Genomic DNA, 23,279 nt, shown 5'->3' with positions numbered 1-23,279 from the left:
CCGACCGAGGCCGCCCCCCAACCTCCGGGGCACGCACCGCTCGGTTTCCCGGGCGACGGCGGGCCCGGCGGTGGAGGAGTCATGGTCGCTCGACGCCGGCTTCGTCGACGGTTGGGGGTTCGGACGGGGCCGGTTCCTCGTCGGTCGGTGCCCCGGCCGAAGACGCCGACTCCCCCGCGGGAGGCCGGTCGTCCAGGTCACTGGGCGGGTTGAGGATGAAGGCGTCGGGCTCGTCTTCGATGTCGACGGTCTCTCCGGCGCCGTCGGTGACATCCTCCTCAAGGGGGGGCCGGTCGGGGTCGGCGTGTGCGGGGTCGTCGGGTCCGGGCTCCGCGACCGGGACGGCGTCGGACTCGGCCTCGGCGCCATACTGGGGGGGATCGGGGACGGGCTCGTCGCCCGGGACGGCCGGGTTCCCGCACCCGGCAAGGCAGAACAACGGCGGGGCGAGCAGGGGGGCGAGTCGGCGAAGGGGGGGCATCGGTCTCCTCCTGGGGGCGGCCGGGTCAGGGGGCTTCGGTTCGGGGTGGTGGGGAGTCGGAGGCGAGCCGGAGCAGGACCGCCTCGACGAGGTCGGCGAGCCGGCCCCCGACGGCGTGGCTGGCCTCCAGGACCTCGGCGTGGGAGAGGGGGACCGGGCTGATCCCGGCCGCCCAGTTGGAGACGACCACCAAGCCGAGCACCTCCTGGCCGCCGTGTCGGGCGACGATCGCCTCGGGGACGGTGGACATGCCGACGACGTCGGCCCCCAGCGTGCGGAGCATCCGGATCTCCGCCGGGGTCTCGTAGGTCGGCCCGGGGAGGCAGGCGTAGACGCCCTCCGGGAGGGGCAGGCCGAGTCGTGCGGCTTCCTCGACGGCGATCGACCGGAGCCGGGACGCATAGACCTCGGTCAGGTCCGGGAACCGGGGCCCGAGGCGGTCGTCATTCGCCCCCCGGAGCGGAGACCGGCCCAGGAGGTTCAGGTGGTCGGAGAGGCAGACGATCGAGCCGGGGCCGAGGTCGTCGCGGATTCCCCCGGTCGCCGCCGTGAGGACCAGCCGGGGGACGCCGAGCCGCTGCAGGACGCGGATGGGGAAGGTCACGGCGTCCAGGTCGTGCCCCTCGTAGTGGTGGAAGCGGCCCTGGAACATGGCGACCCTCGACCCGCCGATCGAGCCGATCCGCAGGCGGCCGGCATGGCCGGGGACCGTCGGCGCGGGGAAGTGGGGGATCTCCTCGTACGGGATCACCACCGGGTCGGCCAGCCGGTCGGCCAGCCCCCCCAGGCCGGAGCCGAGCACGGCCCCGACGTCGATGTGGCCCGGGGCCCGGCGGGCGACGGCCTCGGCGGCCGCCGAGGCCTTTGAATAGAGCATCGACGTCCTCACGAGAGCAGGATCCCCGTGATGCTGGCGGTCAGGAAGTTGGCGAGCGTCGCCGCGAGCAGGGCCCGAAGGCCCAGCCGGGAGAGGTCCGGCCTCCGTTCCGGGACCAGGGCGCCGATCCCGCCGACCTGGATGCCGATCGAGCTGAGGTTGGCGAACCCGCAGAGGGCGAAGGTGGCGATTGTCCCCGATCTCGGCAGCAATTGCGAGGCCGCCTCGCCGAGCTGCCCATAGGCCACCAGCTCGTTCAGGACCAGCCGGGATCCGAGCAGGCCGCCGACCTCCACGCAATCCGACCAGGGGACGCCGATCAGCCAGGCCGCCGGGGCGAGCAGGACGCCGAGGATCGCCCCCAGCGACAGGCCCTCCGTCGGCAACCGCCCGCCCGACCAATCGGCCAGGGCGTCCCCGAGGGCGAGCAGCCCGGCGTCGACCAGGGTGATCAGGGCGATGAAGGTTATCAGGATCGCGGCGATATTCAGGGCCAGTTGCAGGCCCTCCCGGGTCCCCCTCGCGGCGGCATCGATGACGTTGGCGTCCTTCGGGGAGGCGTCGGCATCGACCCGGCCGAGCGTCTCGGGCCGGTCGGTCTCGGGCACGACGATCTTGGCCAGGACGATCGAGGCCGGGGCATTCATCAGGATCGCCGTCAACAATGCCCCGGGCTCGGCCCCGGCCTCGATGTAGGCCCCGAGGACACCCCCGGACACCAACGCCATGCCCGAGACCATCACCACCATCAGTTCCGACCGCGTCAGCCCCGCCAGGAAGGGCCGGATCGTCAGCGGGGCCTCGGTCTGACCCAAAAACAGGGAGGCCGCAACGTTCAGCGACTCGGCCCCGCTGGAGCCGAGCAGCCGGGCCATCACCCGGGCGAATCCCCGGACGACCACCTGCATGACGCCGACCTGGTAGAGCACCGCGAAGAGGGCCGCCACGAAGATGACCGTCGGCAGGACCCTGAACGCGAAGACGAACCCCGCCGGGCCCCCCGGGTCGACCAGCTGCGGGCCGAACACGAATTCCGCCCCGGTGACCGCGCAGTCCAGGATCAGGACCACGAACGCCGAGGCCGCCTGCATCGCCCGCCGCCCGGCCGGGACCAGGATCAGCAGCAGCCCCAGCGCGACCTGGAGCCCGAGCCCGGGGAGGACCGTCCGGGCCGAGATCGCCCGGCGATTCTCCGAGCATGCCGCCGCGATCCCCAGGAAGACCAGGATCCCGAGAACCCCCTGGGCCTTGCCCCACCCGATGCCGGGCCCCGCCACCTCCCCGTCGGCGTCGACCGAGATTCCAGACGGGTTCGGGTCCTGCGTCCCCCCGGCCCCGGCCTCCTGGGCCGTGGCGCCGCCCGAAAGCAGCGCGACGATCAGGGGAAGCAATCGCAGCGATCGGACCATGGGCGGTCGGCTCCCTGGTGGATTCGGGATGGACGTGGCGATCCGGGGACGGGACGCGGTCGGTGCGCTTGCTGCCCCGGGGGTCATTTCGGCGTAACTATCAATCGGATAATGGTCTCGGGAAAATCAAATGGGTTCGCTCCGTCGCGCGATTGGCTTCGTTTCGTTCGAACCGCGGTCTCCCGGGTCGGCCCTTTTAGGGCGAATGTCGGGAGGCTGGGGCGAACGGCGACTGGGCCCGTCTCTGGCCTCGGGTCGAGGGGCGAACGGGGGGCGGTGCGCCGGGCGACACGGGACCGGTGCGCGCAGGTGCGGCCGGGGGATTTCGTCGTAAGTTGTGATGGGGATGGGGATTCTGGATTCGGATTTGGGTTCGCTCCGCCGGGCGATTGGCTTCGTTCCGCGCACCAGGCCGCATCGGATCGGGCGGATGCCGGCGGGACCGGCTTCGTCAAGGGGAACGAGCCGGGGGCGAGGTTCGGCGGGCGCAAATTCATCGCTTGGGTGATTCCGTGATGCCGTTGCGAGCGGGGGAGGATCGGGAGGACGACGACGATAACATCGGGGAATCGGGGCTCGGCAGTCACCCGGAATTTCGGTGATGCGGACCGGGACGCCGATCGGGGCGGGGATCGATTCCGAGGGGGGCCGCGAGGCCGGGGGGGATGCCGAGCCCGGCCGGAGTCGGAGGGGGCCTGGGATTCCCGGGTCGGCGAGGGCTCAGAGGCGCTCAACGATCAGGTCGGGAACCGTCACGGGGCCGTCGCCGACCTCGAACGCGGCGGCGACCTCGGCGAGCGCCCGGTCCAGCACGGGGCCTTCGGCGTTGGCGAGGACGGTGCACAGGGGCTCCCCCTCGGCGACCCGGTCGCCGAGCTTCTTGTGCAGGAGGATGCCGACGGCGGGGTCGATGGCGTCCTCGGCCCGGGCCCTCCCGGCGCCGAGGAGCATGGCCGCGTGGCCGATCGGCCGGGCCCAGCAGGAGGTGACGACCCCCGCGCTCGGGGAGGGCACGTCCCGGAGGACGGTCGGCACGGGGAGCCGGGTCAGGTCGTCGACCGCCCGGGGGTCTCCCCCCTGGGCCTCGACGACGCGCCGGAAGTGGTCGAGGGCGGCGCCCGTGGTGATCGATCGGAAGCACAGCTCGGTCCCGTCTTCGAGCGATTCGGCCACGCCGCCGAGCACGAGCATCTCGGCGGCGAGGGCGATGGAGAGGTCCCGGAGGTCCTCGGGGCCCTCGCCCCGGAGGACCCGGACGCATTCGGCCACCTCGACGGCGTTGCCGACGGCCTTGCCGAGCGGCTGGTCCATCCGGGTGATCAGGGCGACGACCTCCTTTCCCAGCCCCCGACCGATGCGGCAGAGCGACTCGGCTAGGGCCCGGGAGTCGTCGAGCGACTCCATGAAGGCGCCGTCGCCGGTTTTCACGTCGAGCACGAGGCCGTCGATCCCCTCGGCGAGCTTCTTGGAGAGGATCGAGGAGGTGAGCAGCGGGATGGACTCGACGGTGGCGGTCGCGTCGCGCAAGGCGTAGATCCGCTTGTCGGCCGGGGCGATCTCGGGGGTCTGGCCGATGAGGACGAGCCCGCAGTCGGCCAGGACACGCTTGTAGCCGTCGAGGTCGAGGTGGATGTCGAAGCCGGGGATCGACTCCAGCTTGTCGAGCGTCCCCCCGGTGTGGCCGAGCCCCCGGCCGGAGACCATGGGCACGGGGAGGCCGCAGGAGGCGACGATCGGGGCGAGGACGAGCGAGGTCTTGTCGCCGACGCCCCCGGTGCTGTGCTTGTCCACCTTCCGGCCGGGGATCATCGACAGGTCGACGATCGTGCCGGAGTGCATCATGGCATGGGTCAGCGCCTCGGTCTCCTCGGCGTCCATCCCCCGCCACATCACGGCCATGAGCAGGGCGGCCCACTGGTAGTCGGGGACGGAGCCGGAGCAGAGGCCGTCGACCAGCCACCGGATCTCGGTCGGTTCCAGGGTGCCGCCCTGTCGCTTGCGGCGGATGAGGTCGACGGCGCGGGGGGTCATGGGTCGTCGGCTCCGGGGGCGGACGGCGGTCGATCGGGGGTGACACTGACACGATCTCGCGCGGCGATGCCCGTTGGCAACATCCCTGCGGTCGGCCCGGGGGATCGGGGGGAGAGGCGGTCGCGGGCCCCTGGCCGGTTCGGGTACCATGCCGTCCGAACCGATCCGAGCCGACAACCCCGGCCATCCGAACGATTGACGCCCTGCCCCCAAGGATCACCCCGACATGCGCCCCGGCCTCATCCCGCTCGTCCTCTGCGTGCTCCTCGGGTTCGTCGGCCGGGCCGAGTCCCGGGGGTCGATCGTGCTGTACGACGCCTCGACGGGGGACCGGCCGGGGGACCAGCCCTGGCTGCTCTATGCGGACAATTCCTTCCTGCCCGGGACGAGCATCAGCCAGGAGGCGGTCCCCGGCGAGGGGACCCGGCTGGTGAGCAACATGGCCGCCGCCGGCGGGTACTCCAACGTCAACCCGATCACCTCGGCCCCCAGGAATCCGGACTTCCCGGCGCTCGATCGCTCGACCGGGTTCGAGGTCGGGTTCGACCTCCTGGTGACCTCGGAATCGCACACCCGATCGGACCGGGCCGGCTTCAGCCTGATCGCGCTGGCCGGGGACGGACTGGGGATCGAACTGGGCTTCTGGGAGGGGGAGATTTGGGCGCAGGAGACCGGGTTCACCCGGGGCGAAGGGGTCGCGTTCGACGCGACGGCGGGGATGGCGTCGTATGCCCTCCGGGTCTTCGGGGACTCCTACGCGCTGTCGGCGTCCGGGACGGAGATCCTCTCGGGATCGCTCCGGGACTACTCCGGGGCCGGTTTCCCCCCGTACACGCTGGGGAGCTTCCTGTTCTTCGGCGACAACACGACGAGCGCGGCGGCCGACGTGACCCTGGGGACGATCCGCCTGGCGGTCGTCCCCGAGCCGGGGAGCCTGGCGTTGTGTTCGATGGCGATCTCGGCGGGGCTGCTGATCGCCCGATCGGCCTCGAGGAGGGGCGCCCGACGGGCCAGTCCCTGATCCGGTGGAGGGCTGGGGGGGGCTCAGCCGGTGGCGAACTGGCGGTCGCCGGCGTCGCCGAGGCCGGGGTAGATGAAGCCGATGTCGGTGAGCCGGTCGTCGACGGCCCCGGCGTGGATCGGCACGTCGGGCATGGCCTCGGAGAGCCGGGCGATCCCCTCGGGGGCGGCGATCAGGCAGAGGAACTTGATCGAGCGGATGCCGGAGTCCCGGAGGATCTCGCAGGCCCGGACGGCCGAACCGCCGGTGGCGAGCATCGGGTCGACGACCATCGCGACGCGGGCCCGGCAATGGGCGGGGAGCTTGTTGTAATACTCCGTCGGCTTCAGCGTGGCCTCGTCCCGGAACAGGCCGATGTGCCAGACCTGGGCCTCGGGGATGAGGTCGAGCAGGCCGTCGGCCATGCCGAGCCCGGCCCGGAGGATGGGGACGATCGCCACCGGGCCGTCGAGTTCGAGGCCGGGGGCGTCTCCCAGCGGGGTCCGGACGGTCGTCGGGCGGATCGGCAGGTCGACCGTCGCCTCGGCGCCGAGTAGCAGGGCCAGGGTGCGGACGAGCTGCCGGAAGGCCGGGGGCGGGGTGTCGGCCGCCCGCAAGGCGGCGACCTTCTGCTTGACCAGCGGGTGATTGGACTCGAAGACCAGCGACACGACGCGTCCCCCTTCCCTCGATCGATCCGGTCCGTCCGCCTGGCCGGGTGGACAGGTTCGGCACCACTGTTACAATGTGGGGGACCCGAAGGCAACGGGCGACTCGGGATCCCGGCGGGCCCGCCGCGCCGCGAGGGACGCGGCGTCAGGGAGGATGCGGAGGTCGTCCATGGCGCTGGGGTTCACCGTCCTGGCCAGCGGCTCGAAGGGGAATGCGTCGCTGGTCCGCGTGGACGGGGCGGGCATCCTGATCGACTCGGGCCTGGGACCCCGATCGCTGTCCCGACGGCTGGAAGCGGTCGGGGCCGAGTGCGGGTCGCTGCGGGCGGTCATCCTCACCCACACCCACGGCGACCACGCGAACGACCTGACCCTGCGCTGGATGGCCCGCCACGGCATCCCGCTGCACTGCCACCCCGGGCATCTCGACGAGGCCGGGCATCGGCCCGGCTTCCGGGAGTTGGCCGGGGCCGGGCTGATCCGGACGTTCGACGACCGGCCCTTCCTGGTCGCCCCGGGGCTCTGGGCCGAGCCGTTCGAGCTGACGCACAGCGGCCCGACCTTCGGCTTCCGCCTCGAAGGGCGGGAGGGCCGCAAGGGCCGGCCGTCGAGGATCGGCTATTTGACCGACACCGGGTGCTGGTGCGACCGCGTGGCCGACGCGCTGGCCGACGTCGACCTGCTCGGGGTCGAGTTCAACCACGACGAGCAGATGCAGCGGTGCTCGGGGCGGTCCCCGGCCCTGATCTGGAGGAACCTCGGCGACCGGGGGCACCTGTCCAACGCCCAGGGGGCGGGGCTGCTCTCGGCGGTCCTCGACCGATCGGCCCCGGGGACGCTCCGTCACGTCGTCCTGCTGCACCTGAGCGATGACTGCAACCGGCCGGCCCTGGCGGTCGAGGTCGCCCGGGACGCCCTGATGCGCTCGGACCGCCGGGCGACCGTGCTCGCGGCGAGCCAGGCGGTGCCGCTCGACCCGCTCCTGGTCCGCCCCGCCCGGAGGCCGAGGGCGGCGGTGCCGGTCGGCTTCCCCTGGGAATCGTGACCGCCCCTTCCACCACCGGGACCGAACCGAGACCGTGGCCGACTACTTCGCCAGCGACATCCACCTGAAGCTCGAAGACCGGGAACGATCCGGGCGCTTCGCCTCCTTCGTCGAGTCGCTGGAGCCGGACGACGCGCTGACGATCGTGGGGGACCTCTGCGACTTCTGGTTCGCCAGCAGGGAGCGGGGGCAGGACCCGATGCGTTGCCGGGGATTGCGGGCACTGGCCGAATTCCGGGGGCGGGGGGGCCGGCTGGCGATCCTGACGGGGAACCACGACGCCTGGCTCGGGCCGTTGTACTGCAGGGTGCTGGGGGCGGAGATGGTCGAGGAGCCGCTGGAGGCGTCGAGCCACGGCGTCCGCCTCTCGGCGATGCACGGCCACCGGCTCGGGGCGAGGAAGCCGTGGAAGGCGGCGATGGAGGGGAGGCCCTTCCTGCTCGGCTTCGGGGCGATGCCCGGGCCGCTGGCCCGGTCGCTGGCCGACCGGCTGATCCTGTCGAATCACCGATCGCTGGCCGAGACGCACCGGAGGCACCTCGTCACCTACCGGGACCATGCCCGTAAGGTCATCGAGTCCGGTCGGGCGAACTTGGTGCTCCTCGGCCACGTCCATGACGTGTTCGACGAGCCGGTCGGCGACGGCCGGATGATCGTCCTGGGAGATTGGATCGGCGGGACGAGCTATGTTCGAGTTGATGAACGTGGGGTGAGTTTCGTCGCCGATCGGCCCCTGGCTTCGACGATGTCGGTGCCATCGGCGTAGAATGGCGCGGCCCGGCCGGGCCGACGCCGCTCCTCCCCCGGTCTCGACCCCTACACCGGCACGGCAACACCCGACCCACCGGAGTCGACGCGCCGGCCTCCCGGCCGGCTCCCCCGCGATCGACTCTCGCCTTCCCACCCCTCGGAGCATCATGGCACGGATCGACCACCATATTCACACCACCAGGCACTCGCCCGACAGCTTCATCGACCCCGAAGACCTGATCGATCGGGCGAGGGAGGCGGGGCTCGACGGCGTGGTGATCACCGAGCACGACGCCCTCTGGGACCCCGACGAGCTGGCCGACCTGGCCTCCCGGGCCGAGGGGCTGACGGTCCTCTCCGGCGTCGAGGTCTCGGCCCGGGAGGGGCACTTCCTCGTCTACGGCCTGACCGACCTGGACGACTGCCGCCCGGGGGTGCGTTTGAAGGCCCTCCTGGAAGTCGTCGAGGCCCAGGGGGCGGCGATCGTCGCGGCCCACCCGTACCGCTGGGGCCAGGACTTCGACGCGATCGTCGAGACGCACGGCGCCGTCTTCGACGCCCTGGAGGTCGTCAGCAACAACGTCACGCCCGAGATGCGTGCCCAGACCGAGGCGATGCTGCGTCGTTGCCCCGGGATGGGGTCGACCGGGTCGAGCGACGCCCACGACCCGATGACCATCGGCTGCTATTTCACCGAGTTCTCGGGGCCGATCCGGACGATGGCCGAGTTCGTCAGGGCGTTGAAGTCGCGCTCGGGAAAGCCCCGGCACCGGCCCGGGGCGGTCCTGATCGGCGGACCAATCGCCTGATCCGCTCCCCGCCGAAGCGGGGCTCCGGATGTCTCATCCGGGACCGATCCTGGCGTGCCCGGGCCCAGGAGGCCCAGGCGGGCCGGGAGAGCCGGGGCAAGGCCCCCTCGAATCGCTGCAGTTCCTCCCGGGTCGGGGCCTTGAACAGGGCCCTCGACCCGAGGCGGCGGACCTCCCGGTAGGCCTCGACGAAGGGCGGGCGGTCGAAGGGCTGGGGCAGGGCGTCGAGCTGGCGGATCGAGGCGAGCAGGGCCAGCCTCAGGGCGGGGATCACCTTCGGATCCTCGGGGATCTCCAGGATGGGCAACCCGAGGAGGTTCGGCGGCCTCGGGGCGATCCGCAGGGCGGGGGAGATGCCGCGGGCCGCGAGCTGGCGATAGAAGAAGCTGACCTGGGAGAGGCGCTGGACGACCGCCCCCCAGCGACCCTCACGGGTCGCCGCGTCGAGTTCGGCCCGGGCCTGGCCCGCCTGCATCCAGGCCGAACCGACCAGCACCCCCAGGGCGATCACTCCCGCCAGCTTCGCCCGCCTCGAGTTCGCCCGGCGGAGCAATCGGCGGTCGAGCAGGCCCAACAGCCCGCCGACCACGGCACCGCATGCGTGGCCGAGGTTGTCGATGTTCGGCACCACCGCGCCGAGCACGCCGTTGGCGACCAGGATGCCGAGCATCCAGTACGGCGCCCGTTTCGGGAACTCCGCCGGATTCCGCCAGCCGACGACCGCCACCAGGCCGATCAGGCCGAGCACCACCGTCGAGCCCCCGCCGCTGTGGACGATCATCCCCGGGGCGCCGTCGATCCAGGGCCGGAGCAGGTTCGAGGCGAAATTCGCGCCCGCGCCGAGCACGGCATAGAGCGTCAGGAACTGCCAGGGGCCGTACCACGACTCGACGACCCGCCCGAGCTGGACGAAGGCGACCAGGTTGAGGGCCAGGTGCAGGACGTTGAAGTGCACGAAGGTCGCGGTGACGGCCCGCCAGGACTGGCCACCGTAGAGGGCGATCGGGGTCACGTCGCCGAAGACCCCGCTGATGTCCGTGACGATGAAGCCGCCGTAGAGGGCTCCCCAGACGTTGATCGGCCCGGCCCGGGCCCGGGTGATCGCCAGCAGGACGAAGAGGGCCACCCAGGAGAGGGCCAGGAGGGAGGTCACCGGGGCCCGGAGGAGGGCGGGGCCCTTCGGCTCGTCATCGTCCTCGAGGTCCATCAGGACGCCTCCGGGGTCGAGCACGCCCGGATCCGGGAGAGGCGATCGGCCAGGGTCGGCTCGTCGAGCGTCGGCACGAGGCCGGCGGTCGAGAGCGACCGCTCCAGCGGCACCCAGCTCTTGCAACCGGCCTGTCCCGCGGTCACCTCGATCCGGGGGGGCGGGTCGGCCCGGAGGACCCGGACCCCCAGCACCCAGAGCCCCGGCCTCTTGTAGTGGAACCGCTTGAGCACCGTCTCGTCGGTCCAGACGTGGAGGTCGGCCAGGGGCCCGAGCGCGTCGGGGCGGTCGACCCAGGCGATGCACTCGACGAGGGCCAGCGCGGGCAGGTCGATTGAACCCGGGGGAGGGGGGGGGAGGTCGGCCGGGATCTGCTCGTCCCGGAGCCCCTGCTGGGCCTCGTGGAGGTGCGTGGGGAAGAGCCAGAAGCAGGAGTGCTCGGGGCGGAAGCCGCCGGGGCCCTCGTCGATGCCCCCCTTCCGGAGGATCAGCGACTGGCGGCCGTCGGCCAGGGCGGCACAGACGCCGAGCCACTCCTTGAAGGCGACGGCACAGGAGGGGGGGATCGGCTCGGGGGTCACGGCCATTCGTCCTTGGTCTCTCGTTCCATCAGGTCGGAGACGGCCTCCAGGGGAGGCTGCCCGTCGAAGAGGATGCGGCGGAGGGCGGAGGTGATCGGCATCTCGATGCCGAGATCCCGGGCCATCGCCTCGACGCTCCGGCAGGTCGGGACCCCCTCGGCGACCTTGGGGGTCGAGGCCTCGATCTCGGCGAGCGTCTCCCCCCGGCCGATCCGCTCCCCCAACGCCCGATTGCGGCCGAAGGGGCTGAAGCAGGTGGTGATCAGGTCGCCGACCCCGGCCATGCCGAGGAAGGTGGCCGGCCGGGCCCCGAGGCTCGTACCGAATCGGCTCATCTCGGCCAGACCCCGGGTGACCAGCCCGGCCTTGGCATTATCGCCGAATCCGAGGCCGTCGCAAACGCCCGCCGCCACCCCGATGACGTTCTTGAGGGCCCCCCCCAGCTCGACGCCGATCGCGTCCGGATTACTGTAGACGCGGAAGCGGTCGGTGTTCAGGGCGTCCCGGACGAGGAGGTTGAGGCCCGCGTCCTCCCCCGCGACGACGACGGAGGTCGGCAGGCCCCGCGCGATCTCCTCGGCATGACTGGGGCCGCTGAGGATGGCGACCGGTCGCGGCCCCAGCTCGTCGCGGATAATCCGGCTGGGCCGGGCGAAGGTCTCCCGCTCGATCCCCTTGACCACGCTGACGGCCGGGGTGCCGGGCGGCACCTCAGGGGCGATGGCGCGGAGCGTGGCGCGGAGGTGGGCCGAGGGGACGGCGACGAGGATCAGCCCCGCCCCCCGGGTGGCATGCCCCGCGTCGCTGGTGAGGTCGATCGGCTCGGGCAGGGGGATCCCGGCGAGGTACCTCGCGTTCTCCCGAGTCCGGCGGACCTCGTCGACGAACCCCGGGCTCCTGGCCCAGAGCCGGACGCCGAGGCCCGATCGGGCGAGCAGGACCGCCATCGCGGTCCCCATGCCCCCGGCACCAAGGATGGCGATCTGGTCGAGCGTCATCTCCCCCTCCCCGAGCCCCGGCCGAGCGGAACCTCCCCGGGGGGAGCGTCCGGCGGCCCCAGTACGCGGCCCCAGTATAATGTCGGGCGCCCCGACGGGGCGAATCCCCGCAGTCGAGCGAGCCCACGGATGCAGGTCGAACCCACCACCGTCCGGTCGATCCTCACCCGGACCTCCGGGTACCTGGACGGCATCGCCTCGCACTCGCTCCAGCCGTACCGGGGATGTCCGTTCGGGGCGTCCCTCTGCGGCGTCGGCTGCTATGTGCAGCACGCGCGCCACCTAACCCGGGGCCGGACTTGGGGCTCGTTCCTGGAGGCCCGGACCAACGCCGCCGACGCGTATCTCGCACAGGTCGATCGGGAACGGCGTTGGGCGCGGCGGTCGCGGGGCCGGTTCGGCGTCTTCTTCTCAAGTGCGACGGAGCCCTTCCCACCCCAGGAGGCGCGCTGGGGGATCTCCCGGGCGGTCCTCTCGGCGATGCGGGCGGAACCCCCGGATCTCCTGATCGTGCAGACGCACTCGCACCGGGTCTCGGAATTCGGCCCGCTGCTGATCGAGCTCTCGGGCCGATGCGCGTTGCGGGTGCACCTCTCGATCGAGACGGACCGGGATCGCTTACCCGGCCTCCCGGGGCATGCCAGCCCGGTCGACCGGCGGTTCGAGGCGTCGAGGTCGTTGCGGGACCTCGGCGTGTTCGTGGTGATCACGGTGGCACCGCTCCTGCCGATCGCCGACCCGGATCGCTTCTTCGCCCGGGTCGCCGGGGCGGCCGACGCCGTCGTCCTGGACCACTACATCGGCGGTGACGGCTCGGCGACGGGCAGCCGGACCCTCCGGACCGGCCTGCCCGGGGCGATGGCTGCCGTCGAGCCGGGTTCGGTGGGGCTGGGCTACCGGGACCGGATGGCCGAGGTCGCCGAGCGGCACCTGCCGGGCCGGGTGGGGGTCGGCAGGGACGGCTTCGGGGGGCGTCATCTCGGCGGGGGGGCGATGGTCCCGATCGGGGCGGCCGACAACACCGATGGCGACGTGTCGCCTCCTCGGCTATGATTCCGATGGGACATGCGGTGGCATGCGGATCCCGCCTCCCGGAATCTTTCCGGAATCGGCGCGAACCTCCGGGCGGGCAGGCCTGTCTAGGGTCGCGTGCGGTGGCCGGGATTCGCACTCCGCGATCACCGCGCGTCCCTGCTGGAACCATCGGGACCGGACGCCCTTGCGGCGACCCGCCCCGGACTCCGAACGGATCCGATTCCCCCAACGACCGAAGCAGTCCGAGGAACCTTCCCCCCTGCGACGGCCGGGACCCCGAGACCGGGGCCGGTCCTCCGACGGCGGCCGACGTGCCGCCGATCTGAATGTCGCCTCACCACCTTCCCGCCTCGTCGAGGCGGTTGTGAGGGCCCCTGCGATGTTGACCAATCTCACCAGCCTGACCCGCTCGGCCTCGCTGACCCTGCTGACCAACGGCACGCGGTCGCTCGCCCCGGTGGTGGATGTCAACATGCTGCAGGTTCGCGCCACGCGCAGCCGCCATGTCTCCATCCTCCATCTCGGGCCCCATCTGTCCGCCGGGATTTCCCCCGCGCCGATCGATCCCGAACGCATTCGGATCGATCGGCCCGACGCAATCCCGGGTTCGCCGCTCGGTTCGGGCGACTGGCCGTCCTTTGGTCCGTCGCAACGGCCGAGTTCGTGGTCTCCCCTCGGCATGTCGCCCTGGGTCGTCAGGCAAGGCGTACGACGCGACGTTTATGGATGTCGAGTCGTCCCCGTCGGCGTCGTCGCAGGTGTCCCTGCGCCTCCCCGACTCGCCGCCGCGACTCCCAAGGCGGCCACCGCCGCGAAAGACCACGCCCCCGCCCCGGTGAAGGCCGCCTCGAAACGGCCCTTCGCCACGGGGGGGTGAACGCCGACCCCCAGCTCACTTATTGACGGATCCGTCGCGTCCCGAATCGCCGTCGGGCCGGATGGCCCCCCTCGTTCGCCGGGAGGGGCCTGACCCGGTCCCTGGGAGTTTCGAGACGCCGACGCCCCGAGAGCCGAGCGGGTGGTCGGCCCGCGCGAGGGTTCGTGTCGCCTCGTCTCGATCGCGAGCATCCGCGATCGGGGCGGCCCAGGACGAGCGAGCCGCGTGCCCGAGCCGTCAACCGTCGGGTCCGGATCAGACCGGGACCCGGCCCGCGTCGCCGCCCGGGAGGGTCGCGCCGTCGCGTCCTGTGGCCTCGCGCCCCGCGGCGTACGCGCTCTCTTCCCGCCTGTCGACGACGCCGAGGCCGACCGGCATCGAACCGGACCCGTGGACCACCGACGCCGCCCGTTCGCCCTCGCGCCCAGCCGATCACACGAGGCCGGGGCGGACGGGTGTGGACCCCTGAGGATGGGGACGCACGATCGTGATCGCCACTGTTTCGGAGGAGCAGATCTGCTCCAGCCGCTGGTCGAGCACCGCGGCCCTGGTCGCCCGCGCCCGGGAGGGGGACCGCGACGCGTTCGGGATGCTGGTCGAGCAGTTCCAGCGTACCGTCTACGCCGTGGCCCTGTCTCGCCTGGGGAACCCGAGCGAGGCGATGGAGCTGACCCAGGAGGTGTTCCTCCACGTCATGGGCCGCCTCGACCAGCTCCGCGAGCCCGAGCGGTTCGCCGGCTGGCTGCGGCAGGTGACCGTGCGGATGGCGATCAATCGCGCCACCCGCCGGGTCCCGCCGTCGAGCATCGAGGACGAGGTGCTCGACGGGGCCGCCGCCCATCGGGACGAGCCGATCGACGAGCTCATCGCCCGGGAGCGCGCCCGACGGCTCTGGGACGCGATGAACGCCCTCAAGCCCCTGGACCGCGAGGCCCTCGTGGCCTTCTACATCCGGGGGCAGTCGCTGATCGAGATCGCCGAGGAATTGGAGGTCCCGATCGGCACCGTCAAGCGTCGGCTCCACACCGCCCGCAAGCGGCTGAAGGCCCAGCTCCGGGCCGACTCCGCCGACCCGGAGGAGTGGACCGACGCCCCGGATGTCGACGAGGCGGAGGAGGATGCCCTCCTGATCGCCTGCTGAGTTCGAATCGGAGCCCCGATCCGTCCGAGTGACGGATCGGGGACTCCTCGAAGGTCGCCCGGTGTCGCCTGACCGGCCGAGGATCTAGGCCGGGGCTGGAGCCTCCAGTCGGTCAATCGTCGACCTCGACCATCAAGAGGCCATCGAAGGTGAACGGGCAAGACGGGGGGAACGATTCTCGCGACAGGCCGGTCTCCGCGGCGGCCCGGTCGATCGCCTCTGGATAGATCGTCTCGACGACGGCAATCCCGTGATTCTTGAGTACCCCGCGCCCGGCATGGCGATTCAACTCCTGCCGTTGCTCGACGATCGTCGCCTTCCAACTTCGAGAACGTTGGTCGGGCTGATGCTCCCACTTCAGAAGGTGGGACATGAGGACCACGAGCCTGCTTTCGACCTCTCGGCGGTCTCGCCAGGCCATGTCCGCAAGGTACTCCGACAGGCTGGGCAGGTCGAACTCCTCGACGCGGCCCTGGCGGGCGAGGCTGGACATGATCTCAAGCCAGGCCGTTTCGTCATCCCGATACAACGAGGCCAGATCCTCGATCGGGCGGGGAGGGGGGCCGGGCTGGTATTGATCGGTCCTGATTCTCATGCTGGTCCTCGGTCGCGGAGGGGCCGGGTCACTCGTCGTTGAACTCGCCGAGCATGTCGTTGATCTCCTCGTCCAGCTCGTCGACGTGGAAACGCTCCTCGGCGCCGCGCTCGGTGATGTCCGGCATGTCGTCGTCGTCGTCCCGACGCGGCTTGGAGGGGTCGGTCTGGGTCCGGGCCCGGAGGTACAACTTGATGGGGATGTCCCGGAATGGGAGTTCTTCCCGGAAGACATTGAGGAGATAGCGCTGGTAGGTCGGGTCGAAGATGCCGGGGCGGTTGACGAAGAGGACGATCGTCGGCGGGGCGACGCCGACCTGGGTGGCGTAGTAAATCTTGGGGACGCGATTCTCCCGGACCGGGGGGGAATTGCGGGAGACGGCCTCGCGGAGGACCCGGTTGAGCGTGGCGGTGCCGATCCGGCGATTGGCCCGCTTGTACATGGCCTGGGCGTGGTTGATCAGCGACTTGACGTTCTTGCCGGTCTTGGCCGTGATGAAGGCGATCGGCGCGTAGGCCATCCCCTTGAAGGCGTGCTGCATCAGGGTGGCATACCGGCCGGTCTCGCCGCGGGCGGGGCCGGAGAGGTCGGTGAGGATCAGGTCCCACTTGTTGACGACGAAGATGCAGGGCTTGTACTGCTTGGAGATGTAATCGGCGAGCTGCTTGTCCAGCCGGGTGATGCCCTGGGTGGGGTCGATGAACAGGAGGACGAGGTCGGAGCGTCGGATCGAGCGCTCGGCCCGGTGGAGGGAATAGAAGTCGAGGTCGTCGCGGATCTTGGCCTTCCGTCGGACCCCGGCGGTGTCGATGGCGACGAACGGCAGGCCGTCCAGCTCGAAGCGGACGTCGACCGAGTCCCGGGTTGTGCCCGCGACCTCGGAGACGATCATCCGCTCGGCGTGGGCGAGCATGTTGATGAAGGTCGATTTGCCGGTGTTCGGGCGGCCGACGACGGCGATCTTCATCGCCTCCTGCTCGACCTTCGAGCCGTCGTCCTCCGGGGGCAGCTCGTCCCGGATCAGGGCGAACAGCTCGGGCTTGCCGCGATTCTGGTGGGTGGAGATCGGCAGGCGCTTGCCCCGGCCGAGCTTGTAGAATTCCTGCCCTTGGTCGTCGAATTTCGGGTCGTCCGCCTTGTTCATGGCGAGGATGACCGGGGCCTGGACGTACCGGAGGCGGCGGGCGACCTCCTCGTCCAGGGGCATGAGCCCCTCCCGGACGTCGACGACGAAGATGACCACGTCGGCCTCGCCCAGCGCGGTCTCGATCTGGCGCTCGACGTGCTCGCTCAGGTCGTCGCGGTCGACGATCCCGACGCCCCCGGTGTCGATCAGCTCGACGAACCGGGTGTCCTTTCCGTCGGGGATCTCGGCGAGGATGGTGACGCGGTCCCTGGTCACGCCGGCGACGTCGTCGACGATGGCGATCCGGCGGCCGGTGATCCAGTTCAACAGCGACGACTTGCCGACGTTCGGTCGGCCGACGATCACGACTCGGGGAAGGGGCATGGCGATGGCGTCCCCCGAGGCCGGGCGGCCGATCCGGTCTGGGTCGGCGGGGGGCCCCGGCCTCGGGGCGATCCTCTAGAATGGGGGTCGCGGGGGATCGATCCTTCGGCGAGTCGGCGGTCGGGGGGCTGGCCCCGCCGGGATCACGCCCTATTTTAGTCTCGGGGGCCCGGATCGGACAACGAGCGGGGCGCGGAAGCCGATGGCGAGCGATTCGGGGACGACGGTCGGGAGGGTCGGCACCTCGGGGTCGGGATTCACCCTGCTCGACGGCATCGCGCTGGTGGCCGGGGCGGCCATCGCGTCGGTCCACCTGCGTCAGGCCACCCCCGGGGGCGGGCTCAATCCCGCCGGATGGGTGCTGATCTGGCTCACCTTCTGCGGGGTGGCCCTGACGGCCTCCGGGCCGTTCCTCACGCTGATCCGCCGGTTCTCGGGCCGACCGAGGACGCCGGCCCGGCTCGGCGATCACCTCTGGGCGATGCTCGGGGCCCCCTGGGTGGTGTCGGCCCTGTCGAGGATCGTGGGGGAATCGGGCCGTCGGGGCGGGGGGCTGCCCGATCAGCTCTACGAACTCGCGTTGGTCGCCGGGCTGGGGGCGGCGAGCCTGGTCACCCTGGCGGTCATCTGGTCCCGCTGGGTGATGGTGCCGCCGGGGGCGGATCCGGAGACGGAGCCAAGCGGCTGGACGCATCGGGTCGGCCTGGGACTGGCGGTCGCCTGGCCGATGCAATGCGGTCTGGGGATGATCGTGCTGGGCTCACCGGGTTGATCGAACCGAGGGCCGCGACCCTCCCGCACCGAATCCGAAGGGAGTCTCCCGGTGGCCGAAGACCGGACGCATCCCCCGAGGCCGACCGGGCCCCGGCTGATCGACCTGATCGGCTTGGTGGTCGGCTTCGGGACCTCGGCGCTGCTGCTGCGATCGCTCTGGCCGTCGAGCCGTTCGATGGCGCCCGGCGTGGCGGTCGTCGCCGGAATCCTGCACCTCTGGCTCGGGCTGGCGATGGCCGGCCCGGTCCTGCTGCTGATCGATCGCCGGGGCCTCAACGATGCGACCCGGCAGCTGAGCTGGGCCCAGGTCGCCTGGCTGCTGATCGGCTCCTACTGGCTGGCGATGACCGCCCTGGTGGTGCCGACCCGGATGGCGGTCCACCCGCTGCTCGGGGTCGTGCCCGTGGTCGCGGCCCTGGTGCTCCGGCGGATCGGCCCGAGGTCCCCCGAGGCCGGGCTGAGGGCCCGATCGTGGACCGACCGGGTGGCCATCGGCCTGATGATGACCTGGCCGATCGCCTGGGGGGCGATGATCCTGCTCGTCAAGACGCTGTTCTGATCGGCGAAGCCCGGTCGGTCGGGATCGGGCTGTGGCACGTCGTTGACCTTGAAGGATCGCGTGCCGGAGGGTACATTACTCGTTTCATCGCTTGCCCGAGCAGAGGGCCTGGATCGCCTCACTGGTACCGACGTCACAGGACGCAACCTCAATGCCTCGCAAACGGTTCGGACGAAGCCGCAAGAATCGCTGCCGCTTCTGCACGCCCGAGGGATGCCCGCGGCCGGCTTATGTCGACTACAAGGACCTCGGCCTCCTGAAGAAGATGCTGACCAATCAGAGCAAGATGTTCTCCCGCAAGCGGAGCGGCAATTGCGCCGCCTTCCAGCGCGCCACCGCCGAGGCGATCAAGCGGGCCCGATACATGGCCTTGCTGCCCTACGTCGGCGAGTGATCCGCACGACGAAGGCTCGACGAACACACCGAAGACGACGCCCCCGGGTCGGCCCGAGGGCGTCGCTTCATTTGTCCCCGATGCCGTGAGCGATCACCGCTCGGCAACCCCCTCGGTGCCGAGGGGAGGGGCGAGGAATTCCTGGAGTTCCTGGTCGAGTTGCTCGTAGCTCATCCCGACCCGTGAGGCGAGCGAAAGGGACGACCCGGCCCGGAGCCGGCCTCGGTAGGCATCGGCGGCGTAGTCGAGGAAGCCGTCCCGGTACGCGCGGCGGTCGCCGTCCATCAGCAGGACAGTCAGGGCGATGGATTCGGCGTAGTTCAGGTGCGGATCGCCTCGGAGTGCGTCGTTGAACTCCTCACGGTCGAAGGTCACGAACCGGGCGATGGGGATGAGGGAATCTTCCTCGACCATTCGCCGTCTCGCCTCCGCGATCCGGGGGCCGACCCGGCCGCCATACCGGATCGAGCCGTCGGGCTGGAATGAGACCGTCTCGAAGTAGGTCCCCAGCCCCTCGAAGACCCAGAAATTCCCGGCGTTTCGCTGATAGCCCGAGGGGCCGGCCAGCTCGAAGAGGAGTTGGTGGGAGACCTCGTGATAGAGGGTCGCCTCGACCGTCAACTCACCCCCTTCGTCCTTGAAGAAGTAGCTGGTCTTGCGGTCGTCCAGGTAGACGCCGAGCGTGTCCTTGATCTTCGGGTTCCGGGTCAGCCGGGTGAGGTAGTCGACGTACTGCGGCTTCGAGCCGAAGTAGTAGACCAGGTGCTGGCGGGCCGCCTTCGCTGGGGCGGTGGCGTCGGGATCTCGCACGAGCCGGGCGAACTGGAGCCGCTCGGGTCCGATCACGTCGGCGGTGATCGAGGTGAAGAGGTCGAAGAACGATTCCAGCTTGCGGGCGAACTCGATCCCCTCGTCGAGCGGGACGCTGGCCTGGATCTTGAAATGGGGCGTCGTGATCTGCCAGCCGGAGGCGATGTCTCCTTGCCGGAGCCGGTCGGCATCGGCGGCGGGGATCCAACGGGACGGCGCCCGGCCCGCCAGGGAGGGGGCCGGCAACAGGCCGCGTTCGAGTTCGGGGAGGTACTCGGAGGGGATCCAGCCGTAAGTCGGGTGGAAGATGTCGCCGTTCTCCAGCCGGTTGACCGCATGGGGCGTGGCCCAGCCCCCCTCGTGGGGGACGTAGCCGAGCACCCTCCGGGCCTCAGGTTCGTCGGGGAGACGTCTGAGGACCTCCCGGAAGCAGGCGTCGGCCAGGGCGAGGCGATCGGCTTCGCCGGACCGTCGGGCGAGGTCGGCGTACGCCCGGGCGGCCTCCTCACGGGCCGAGGTCGCCTCCGGGGGCACCGGGGCGTTGCCGTCGACCTCGGGAGGCGGGACGATCTCGGGGAGTGGTTCGAACCGTCGGGGTCCTTCGGGGGGGGGAGTCGGCTCGACCAGGGAACGGACGACGACAGCCCGATCCGCCTGACCGGTCGATTCCAGATCCTCCGCAATCCGGTTCAAGGTCGAGGACTCGGACTCGCGGATCGCCCGACGCTCCTGGAGCAACCGACTCCGATCGGCGGGATCCCGGGGTGATCCCCCCGCCGTCTCGGGCGAAGGCGGGGCGATCGTCGCCAGGACCGCAAGCAGGAACGACCCGAGCCCGAGCCCGATTCCGGCTGGACCGTCCCGGCCGATCGTCGCACAATGCCGACCGAAGCGAACTCGACGTACCCGTCGGAGGGGGGGCCGTGTCATGACGATTCGATCCGTCGGGCCTTGCGTGATCTGCGTGCTCGCGGGCCTCGGCCTGGGGAGGCTGACCGCGCCGTATTCTACCCCGCAGGCGAGGGCCGGTCAGGGCGATCGATCGGGGGAATCGGTCCTGGCGACCGGCACGGTGTCGGTCGAGGTCGACCGGATGACGAAGCAGCCCACCACGACGGACGCCCTCTACTACCTCGATTATTCGGCGGGTCGGTTGCTGGCGACGGTCCCGAACTACCGCCAGACGGTCGAGGGGACTCGGGTGCTGGGGGCCTTCGCGTCCCGAGACCTGGTCGCCGACTTCCGGCCTCCCCGGGGGACGACCCCGAGGTTCCTGATGACCGTCGGGCAGCTCGGGTTGAGCGCCGCTGGGGGCTGGTCGCCGCTCTATGTGGTGGAGGCGACGACCCGACAGGTGGCGACCTATCGAGTCAGCCCCGGCCCGATGCGGGCGGGGGGTGAGCAGCAGCCGACGTTCGAGCTGGTCGAGCTGAAGCCGCTCCCCTGAACGCGCCGCCTCGGCTTGCGGCCGGTCCGGGAGGCCGGGAGAATGTGGTAGGAATGATCCCCCTCCCGGGTCCGTGACCTTCGGCAGAGACGATCCCGGCACCGGCCCCGAACCGGGGACCGATGGCCCGCACCCGCCGGGCCGGGCCCCCCCGACGATCGAGCACCGACGATGAGCGCGAGCGAGACGACCGGCGAGGATGCCCCGACCATTCCCCCCGGACCCGGGACGGGGGGGCGTCCCTGGCGCAGGCTCGGCCTGGCCGCCGTCGGGTCCCTCGCGGTGGTCGCCCTCGCGATCCTGGCCTGGCCCGGCCCGGACCCGGAACAGGTCTGGCGGGAGGCCCAGGCCGCGTTGAAGCGGGGCGACTTCGATGCGGCCGAGCGGGCGTCGGACCGGCTCGCTTCCCTCCGAGCGCCGACCGCCACCGACCTGATGCTCCGGGCCCAGGTCGCCATCGCCCGGGAGCGGGTCGATGAGGCGCTCGAGATCCTCCGGGAGTTCCCCGAGGACGACCCGATGGCCGCCCAGGCGAAGATGCTGGCCGGTCAGCTCGAGTTGCGGAGGGACCGACTCCGGGCGGCCGAGGAACGATTCCGGGAGGCCCTGGAACTGGATCCGGGGCTCTCGCAAGTGCGTCGAGAGCTGATCTTCATCTACGGGTACCAGTCCAAGAGCGACGCCATCGAGGAGCAGTTCCGCGGGCTGGCGGACTCGGGGCCCGTCAGCGCCAAGGACGCGTTCCTCTGGTCGCTGATCCGAGGGGTGCAGTGGACCCCGGAGGAGATCGTGGAGCGGCTCTCGTCGGCGGTCGAGCGGGACCCCGGTGATCGGACGTCTCGGATCGCGCTGGCAGACGCGCTCATGGAACTGAACCGATTCGACGAGGCGGGGAGGCTCCTCGAACCGCTGGACCCCTCGGATCCGGATTCCCGCGCGGCGCTGGGTCGGCTCGCATTCGAGCGAGGGGACGTGGTCGCGCTCCGCGACTTGCTGGCCGACGCCCCGTCCGAGCACGCCGGACTCGCCCTGCTCCGGGGAAAGCTGGCACTACGGCTGCGGGAGCCGGAGGAGGCGATCGACGCCTACCGGACGGTGCTCGAGCTGAGAAACAACGACCGCGACGCCCTCTCCGGCCTGTCCCAGGCCCTGAACCAGGCCGGTCGCCGCGAGGAGGCGAACGAGGTCGTCGAGCGGTTGAACCGGGTCACCGCGTTGAACAACCTGCTGAACAACCTCGTCAAGGTGGACGCAGATCCGGCACCCTCGCAGTACCTCGAGATCGGCCGGACCTGCGAGGCGATCGGTTTCGAGGCCCAGGCGAGGGCCTGGTATCAGGCGGCCCTCGCCCGCGATCCGTTCAACCGGCAGGCCCAGGACGCCCTGGCCGGTCTGGGCCGCACGGAGCCGGCGGGAGAGGTGTCATCCGGCCCCTGAGGGGATGGAGGCCGGGCCTCCCCGCGGTCAGAAGTTGCCGCCAGGCGGCGCGAGCCCGGCGGCGGCACCGGTCGTACCCCCGGGGATGCCGCCGGGGCCGGTGCCGGTCCGGTTGTAGAGGTCGGAACCGCCCGTCGCCGAGCCGGCGCCGGCCGATGACGAGGCGGACTCTCGCCACCCTTCGCCGAAGGGGCGGGCGTCCTCGTGGTCGATCAGCCAGCGGCCCTCGGGATCGAAGACGCGGCGGTTGGGGAACTCGTTGAAGGGGTCGAAGGCGGCCTCGTCGTAGGTCGAGAACGGGTAGCCGCTGGTGTGCTGGAAGAAGGCCAGGAACCGGTGGTCCAGCGCCATGCCGAAGGGCGGCCTGGTGTCGTAGCCGACGACGTTGAAGAGTTTCTTGTGCACCGGGGCCGTGTGGAAGCAGATCACCATGAACGAGGTCGCGACCAGGGCGGCGGCCAGGCCGAAGAAGACCCGCCCGGCGTGGAAGACGGGCATCGGGAAGCGGACCATCGTCGGCGCGATCGACTCGGTCGTGATCTTCAGGATGACGAGGGTCACCAGGAAGAGGACGAGCAGGCAGGCCAGGTCGGCATACCCATACGACCACGAGCCGGCGTTGTCGGCGATGAGCTTCGCCAGCGGCTCGTAGAAGTTGAAGGCGATGACGCTGGCGAAGAGCGTGTTGAAGAAGATCAAGGCGGCGCCCCAGAGGCCCTCGCTCATGATCATGTAGGTCAGGCCGAGGATCACGACCGCGAGGCCGAGGTTGACGACGATCTCCATCGGAGTGGCTCCCGGGAAGCGAGGCGAGGCGAGTCGGTTCGAGGCGCGGAGACGA

General features: G+C 71.1%; 24 protein-coding genes. 12 read left to right on the top strand and 12 right to left on the bottom strand.

What is annotated here, in order from left to right; all coding sequences use genetic code 11:
* Positions 1–79: 79 nt before the first annotated feature.
* From ElP_RS25410 to ElP_RS25395, 4 genes are all read right to left on the bottom strand, one after another.
* On the bottom strand, positions 80–481 hold the full coding sequence (locus tag ElP_RS25410) for a hypothetical protein (protein ID WP_145274817.1): 402 nt from the start codon (positions 479–481) through the stop codon (positions 80–82).
* 25 nt (positions 482–506) lie between these two features.
* The gene (locus ElP_RS25405; protein ID WP_145274814.1) at positions 507–1,358 is read right to left on the bottom strand and encodes a purine-nucleoside phosphorylase; all 852 of its coding nucleotides are present in this window, start codon (positions 1,356–1,358) and stop codon (positions 507–509) included.
* A gap of 8 nt (positions 1,359–1,366) precedes the next feature.
* Complete coding sequence (locus ElP_RS25400; RefSeq protein WP_145274811.1) at positions 1,367–2,767, bottom strand: NupC/NupG family nucleoside CNT transporter; 1,401 nt, start codon at positions 2,765–2,767, stop codon at positions 1,367–1,369.
* Between the two features lie 720 nt (positions 2,768–3,487).
* Positions 3,488–4,798, bottom strand: coding sequence for a thymidine phosphorylase (locus tag ElP_RS25395; RefSeq protein ID WP_145274808.1), 1,311 nt, complete (start codon positions 4,796–4,798; stop codon positions 3,488–3,490).
* Positions 4,799–5,024: 226 nt separating this feature from the next.
* Here ElP_RS25395 and ElP_RS25390 point away from each other — a divergent pair, with 226 nt between their 5' ends.
* Positions 5,025–5,819, top strand: coding sequence for a choice-of-anchor Y domain-containing protein (locus ElP_RS25390; RefSeq protein ID WP_145274806.1), 795 nt, complete (start codon positions 5,025–5,027; stop codon positions 5,817–5,819).
* Between the two features lie 23 nt (positions 5,820–5,842).
* On the opposite strand, the gene upp is transcribed toward ElP_RS25390, so the two are convergent.
* The gene (gene upp / locus ElP_RS25385; RefSeq protein ID WP_145274803.1) at positions 5,843–6,469 is read right to left on the bottom strand and encodes a uracil phosphoribosyltransferase; all 627 of its coding nucleotides are present in this window, start codon (positions 6,467–6,469) and stop codon (positions 5,843–5,845) included.
* A gap of 169 nt (positions 6,470–6,638) precedes the next feature.
* Here upp and ElP_RS25380 point away from each other — a divergent pair, with 169 nt between their 5' ends.
* The 3 genes from ElP_RS25380 (at position 6,639) to ElP_RS25370 (ending at position 9,073) form a co-directional block, all read left to right on the top strand.
* Positions 6,639–7,514 carry an MBL fold metallo-hydrolase gene (locus ElP_RS25380; RefSeq protein ID WP_197446360.1) on the top strand — a complete coding sequence of 292 codons (876 nt, stop codon included), beginning with the start codon at positions 6,639–6,641 and terminating at the stop codon, positions 7,512–7,514.
* A gap of 34 nt (positions 7,515–7,548) precedes the next feature.
* The gene (locus ElP_RS25375; RefSeq protein WP_145274797.1) at positions 7,549–8,280 is read left to right on the top strand and encodes a UDP-2,3-diacylglucosamine diphosphatase; all 732 of its coding nucleotides are present in this window, start codon (positions 7,549–7,551) and stop codon (positions 8,278–8,280) included.
* Between the two features lie 151 nt (positions 8,281–8,431).
* Positions 8,432–9,073 (top strand): PHP-associated domain-containing protein, encoded by a 642-nt coding sequence (locus tag ElP_RS25370; protein ID WP_145274794.1) that lies wholly within the window; start codon positions 8,432–8,434, stop codon positions 9,071–9,073.
* On the opposite strand, the gene ElP_RS25365 is transcribed toward ElP_RS25370, so the two are convergent.
* Genes ElP_RS25365 through ElP_RS25355 form a run of 3 tightly spaced genes read right to left on the bottom strand, consistent with a single transcriptional unit; the run spans position 8,997 to position 11,859 of the window.
* Complete coding sequence (locus ElP_RS25365) at positions 8,997–10,280, bottom strand: rhomboid family intramembrane serine protease (RefSeq protein WP_145274791.1); 1,284 nt, start codon at positions 10,278–10,280, stop codon at positions 8,997–8,999. The genes ElP_RS25370 and ElP_RS25365 overlap by 77 nt on opposite strands.
* Entirely contained in the window at positions 10,280–10,867 is a 588-nt protein-coding gene (locus tag ElP_RS25360) for a DUF1802 family protein (RefSeq protein WP_145274788.1), read from the bottom strand. The genes ElP_RS25365 and ElP_RS25360 overlap by 1 nt, the downstream gene beginning before the upstream one ends.
* Entirely contained in the window at positions 10,858–11,859 is a 1,002-nt protein-coding gene (locus tag ElP_RS25355) for an NAD(P)H-dependent glycerol-3-phosphate dehydrogenase (protein WP_145274785.1), read from the bottom strand. The genes ElP_RS25360 and ElP_RS25355 overlap by 10 nt, the downstream gene beginning before the upstream one ends.
* A gap of 129 nt (positions 11,860–11,988) precedes the next feature.
* Between ElP_RS25355 and ElP_RS25350 the strand changes: the two genes are divergently transcribed.
* From ElP_RS25350 to ElP_RS25340, 3 genes are all read left to right on the top strand, one after another.
* Positions 11,989–12,912, top strand: a complete 924-nt coding sequence (locus tag ElP_RS25350; RefSeq protein WP_145274782.1) for a radical SAM family protein — start codon at positions 11,989–11,991, stop codon at positions 12,910–12,912.
* Positions 12,913–13,273: 361 nt separating this feature from the next.
* Positions 13,274–13,771 (top strand): hypothetical protein, encoded by a 498-nt coding sequence (locus tag ElP_RS25345; RefSeq protein WP_145274779.1) that lies wholly within the window; start codon positions 13,274–13,276, stop codon positions 13,769–13,771.
* A 487-nt stretch (positions 13,772–14,258) separates the two neighbouring features.
* Complete coding sequence (locus ElP_RS25340) at positions 14,259–14,912, top strand: RNA polymerase sigma factor (RefSeq protein ID WP_231749256.1); 654 nt, start codon at positions 14,259–14,261, stop codon at positions 14,910–14,912.
* A gap of 112 nt (positions 14,913–15,024) precedes the next feature.
* On the opposite strand, the gene ElP_RS25335 is transcribed toward ElP_RS25340, so the two are convergent.
* A complete protein-coding gene (locus ElP_RS25335; protein WP_145274775.1) occupies positions 15,025–15,507 on the bottom strand; it encodes a DUF29 domain-containing protein in 483 nt (160 codons plus the stop codon).
* 28 nt (positions 15,508–15,535) lie between these two features.
* On the bottom strand, positions 15,536–17,017 hold the full coding sequence (gene der, locus ElP_RS25330; RefSeq protein ID WP_145274772.1) for a ribosome biogenesis GTPase Der: 1,482 nt from the start codon (positions 17,015–17,017) through the stop codon (positions 15,536–15,538).
* A gap of 202 nt (positions 17,018–17,219) precedes the next feature.
* On the opposite strand from der, the gene ElP_RS25325 reads away from it, so the two are divergent.
* The 3 genes from ElP_RS25325 (at position 17,220) to rpsR (ending at position 18,744) form a co-directional block, all read left to right on the top strand.
* Positions 17,220–17,789 (top strand): hypothetical protein, encoded by a 570-nt coding sequence (locus ElP_RS25325; RefSeq protein WP_145274769.1) that lies wholly within the window; start codon positions 17,220–17,222, stop codon positions 17,787–17,789.
* A 51-nt stretch (positions 17,790–17,840) separates the two neighbouring features.
* Entirely contained in the window at positions 17,841–18,350 is a 510-nt protein-coding gene (locus tag ElP_RS25320; protein ID WP_145274766.1) for a hypothetical protein, read from the top strand.
* A gap of 151 nt (positions 18,351–18,501) precedes the next feature.
* Positions 18,502–18,744 carry a 30S ribosomal protein S18 gene (rpsR, locus tag ElP_RS25315; protein WP_145274763.1) on the top strand — a complete coding sequence of 81 codons (243 nt, stop codon included), beginning with the start codon at positions 18,502–18,504 and terminating at the stop codon, positions 18,742–18,744.
* A gap of 93 nt (positions 18,745–18,837) precedes the next feature.
* On the opposite strand, the gene ElP_RS25310 is transcribed toward rpsR, so the two are convergent.
* Positions 18,838–20,247 (bottom strand): DUF1570 domain-containing protein, encoded by a 1,410-nt coding sequence (locus ElP_RS25310; protein ID WP_145274760.1) that lies wholly within the window; start codon positions 20,245–20,247, stop codon positions 18,838–18,840.
* A gap of 235 nt (positions 20,248–20,482) precedes the next feature.
* Between ElP_RS25310 and ElP_RS25305 the strand changes: the two genes are divergently transcribed.
* Both ElP_RS25305 and ElP_RS25300 read left to right on the top strand, forming a co-directional pair.
* Entirely contained in the window at positions 20,483–21,001 is a 519-nt protein-coding gene (locus tag ElP_RS25305; RefSeq protein ID WP_145274757.1) for a hypothetical protein, read from the top strand.
* Between the two features lie 171 nt (positions 21,002–21,172).
* Positions 21,173–22,438 carry a tetratricopeptide repeat protein gene (locus ElP_RS25300; protein WP_145274754.1) on the top strand — a complete coding sequence of 422 codons (1,266 nt, stop codon included), beginning with the start codon at positions 21,173–21,175 and terminating at the stop codon, positions 22,436–22,438.
* 27 nt (positions 22,439–22,465) lie between these two features.
* Here ElP_RS25300 and ElP_RS25295 read toward each other — a convergent pair whose 3' ends face one another.
* Positions 22,466–23,224 carry a hypothetical protein gene (locus ElP_RS25295; protein WP_145274751.1) on the bottom strand — a complete coding sequence of 253 codons (759 nt, stop codon included), beginning with the start codon at positions 23,222–23,224 and terminating at the stop codon, positions 22,466–22,468.
* Positions 23,225–23,279: the final 55 nt, after the last annotated feature.

It is taken from the genome of Tautonia plasticadhaerens (genome assembly GCF_007752535.1).
GTDB lineage: Bacteria > Planctomycetota > Planctomycetia > Isosphaerales > Isosphaeraceae > Tautonia > Tautonia plasticadhaerens.
This window is presented reverse-complemented; position numbering and strand designations above follow the sequence as displayed.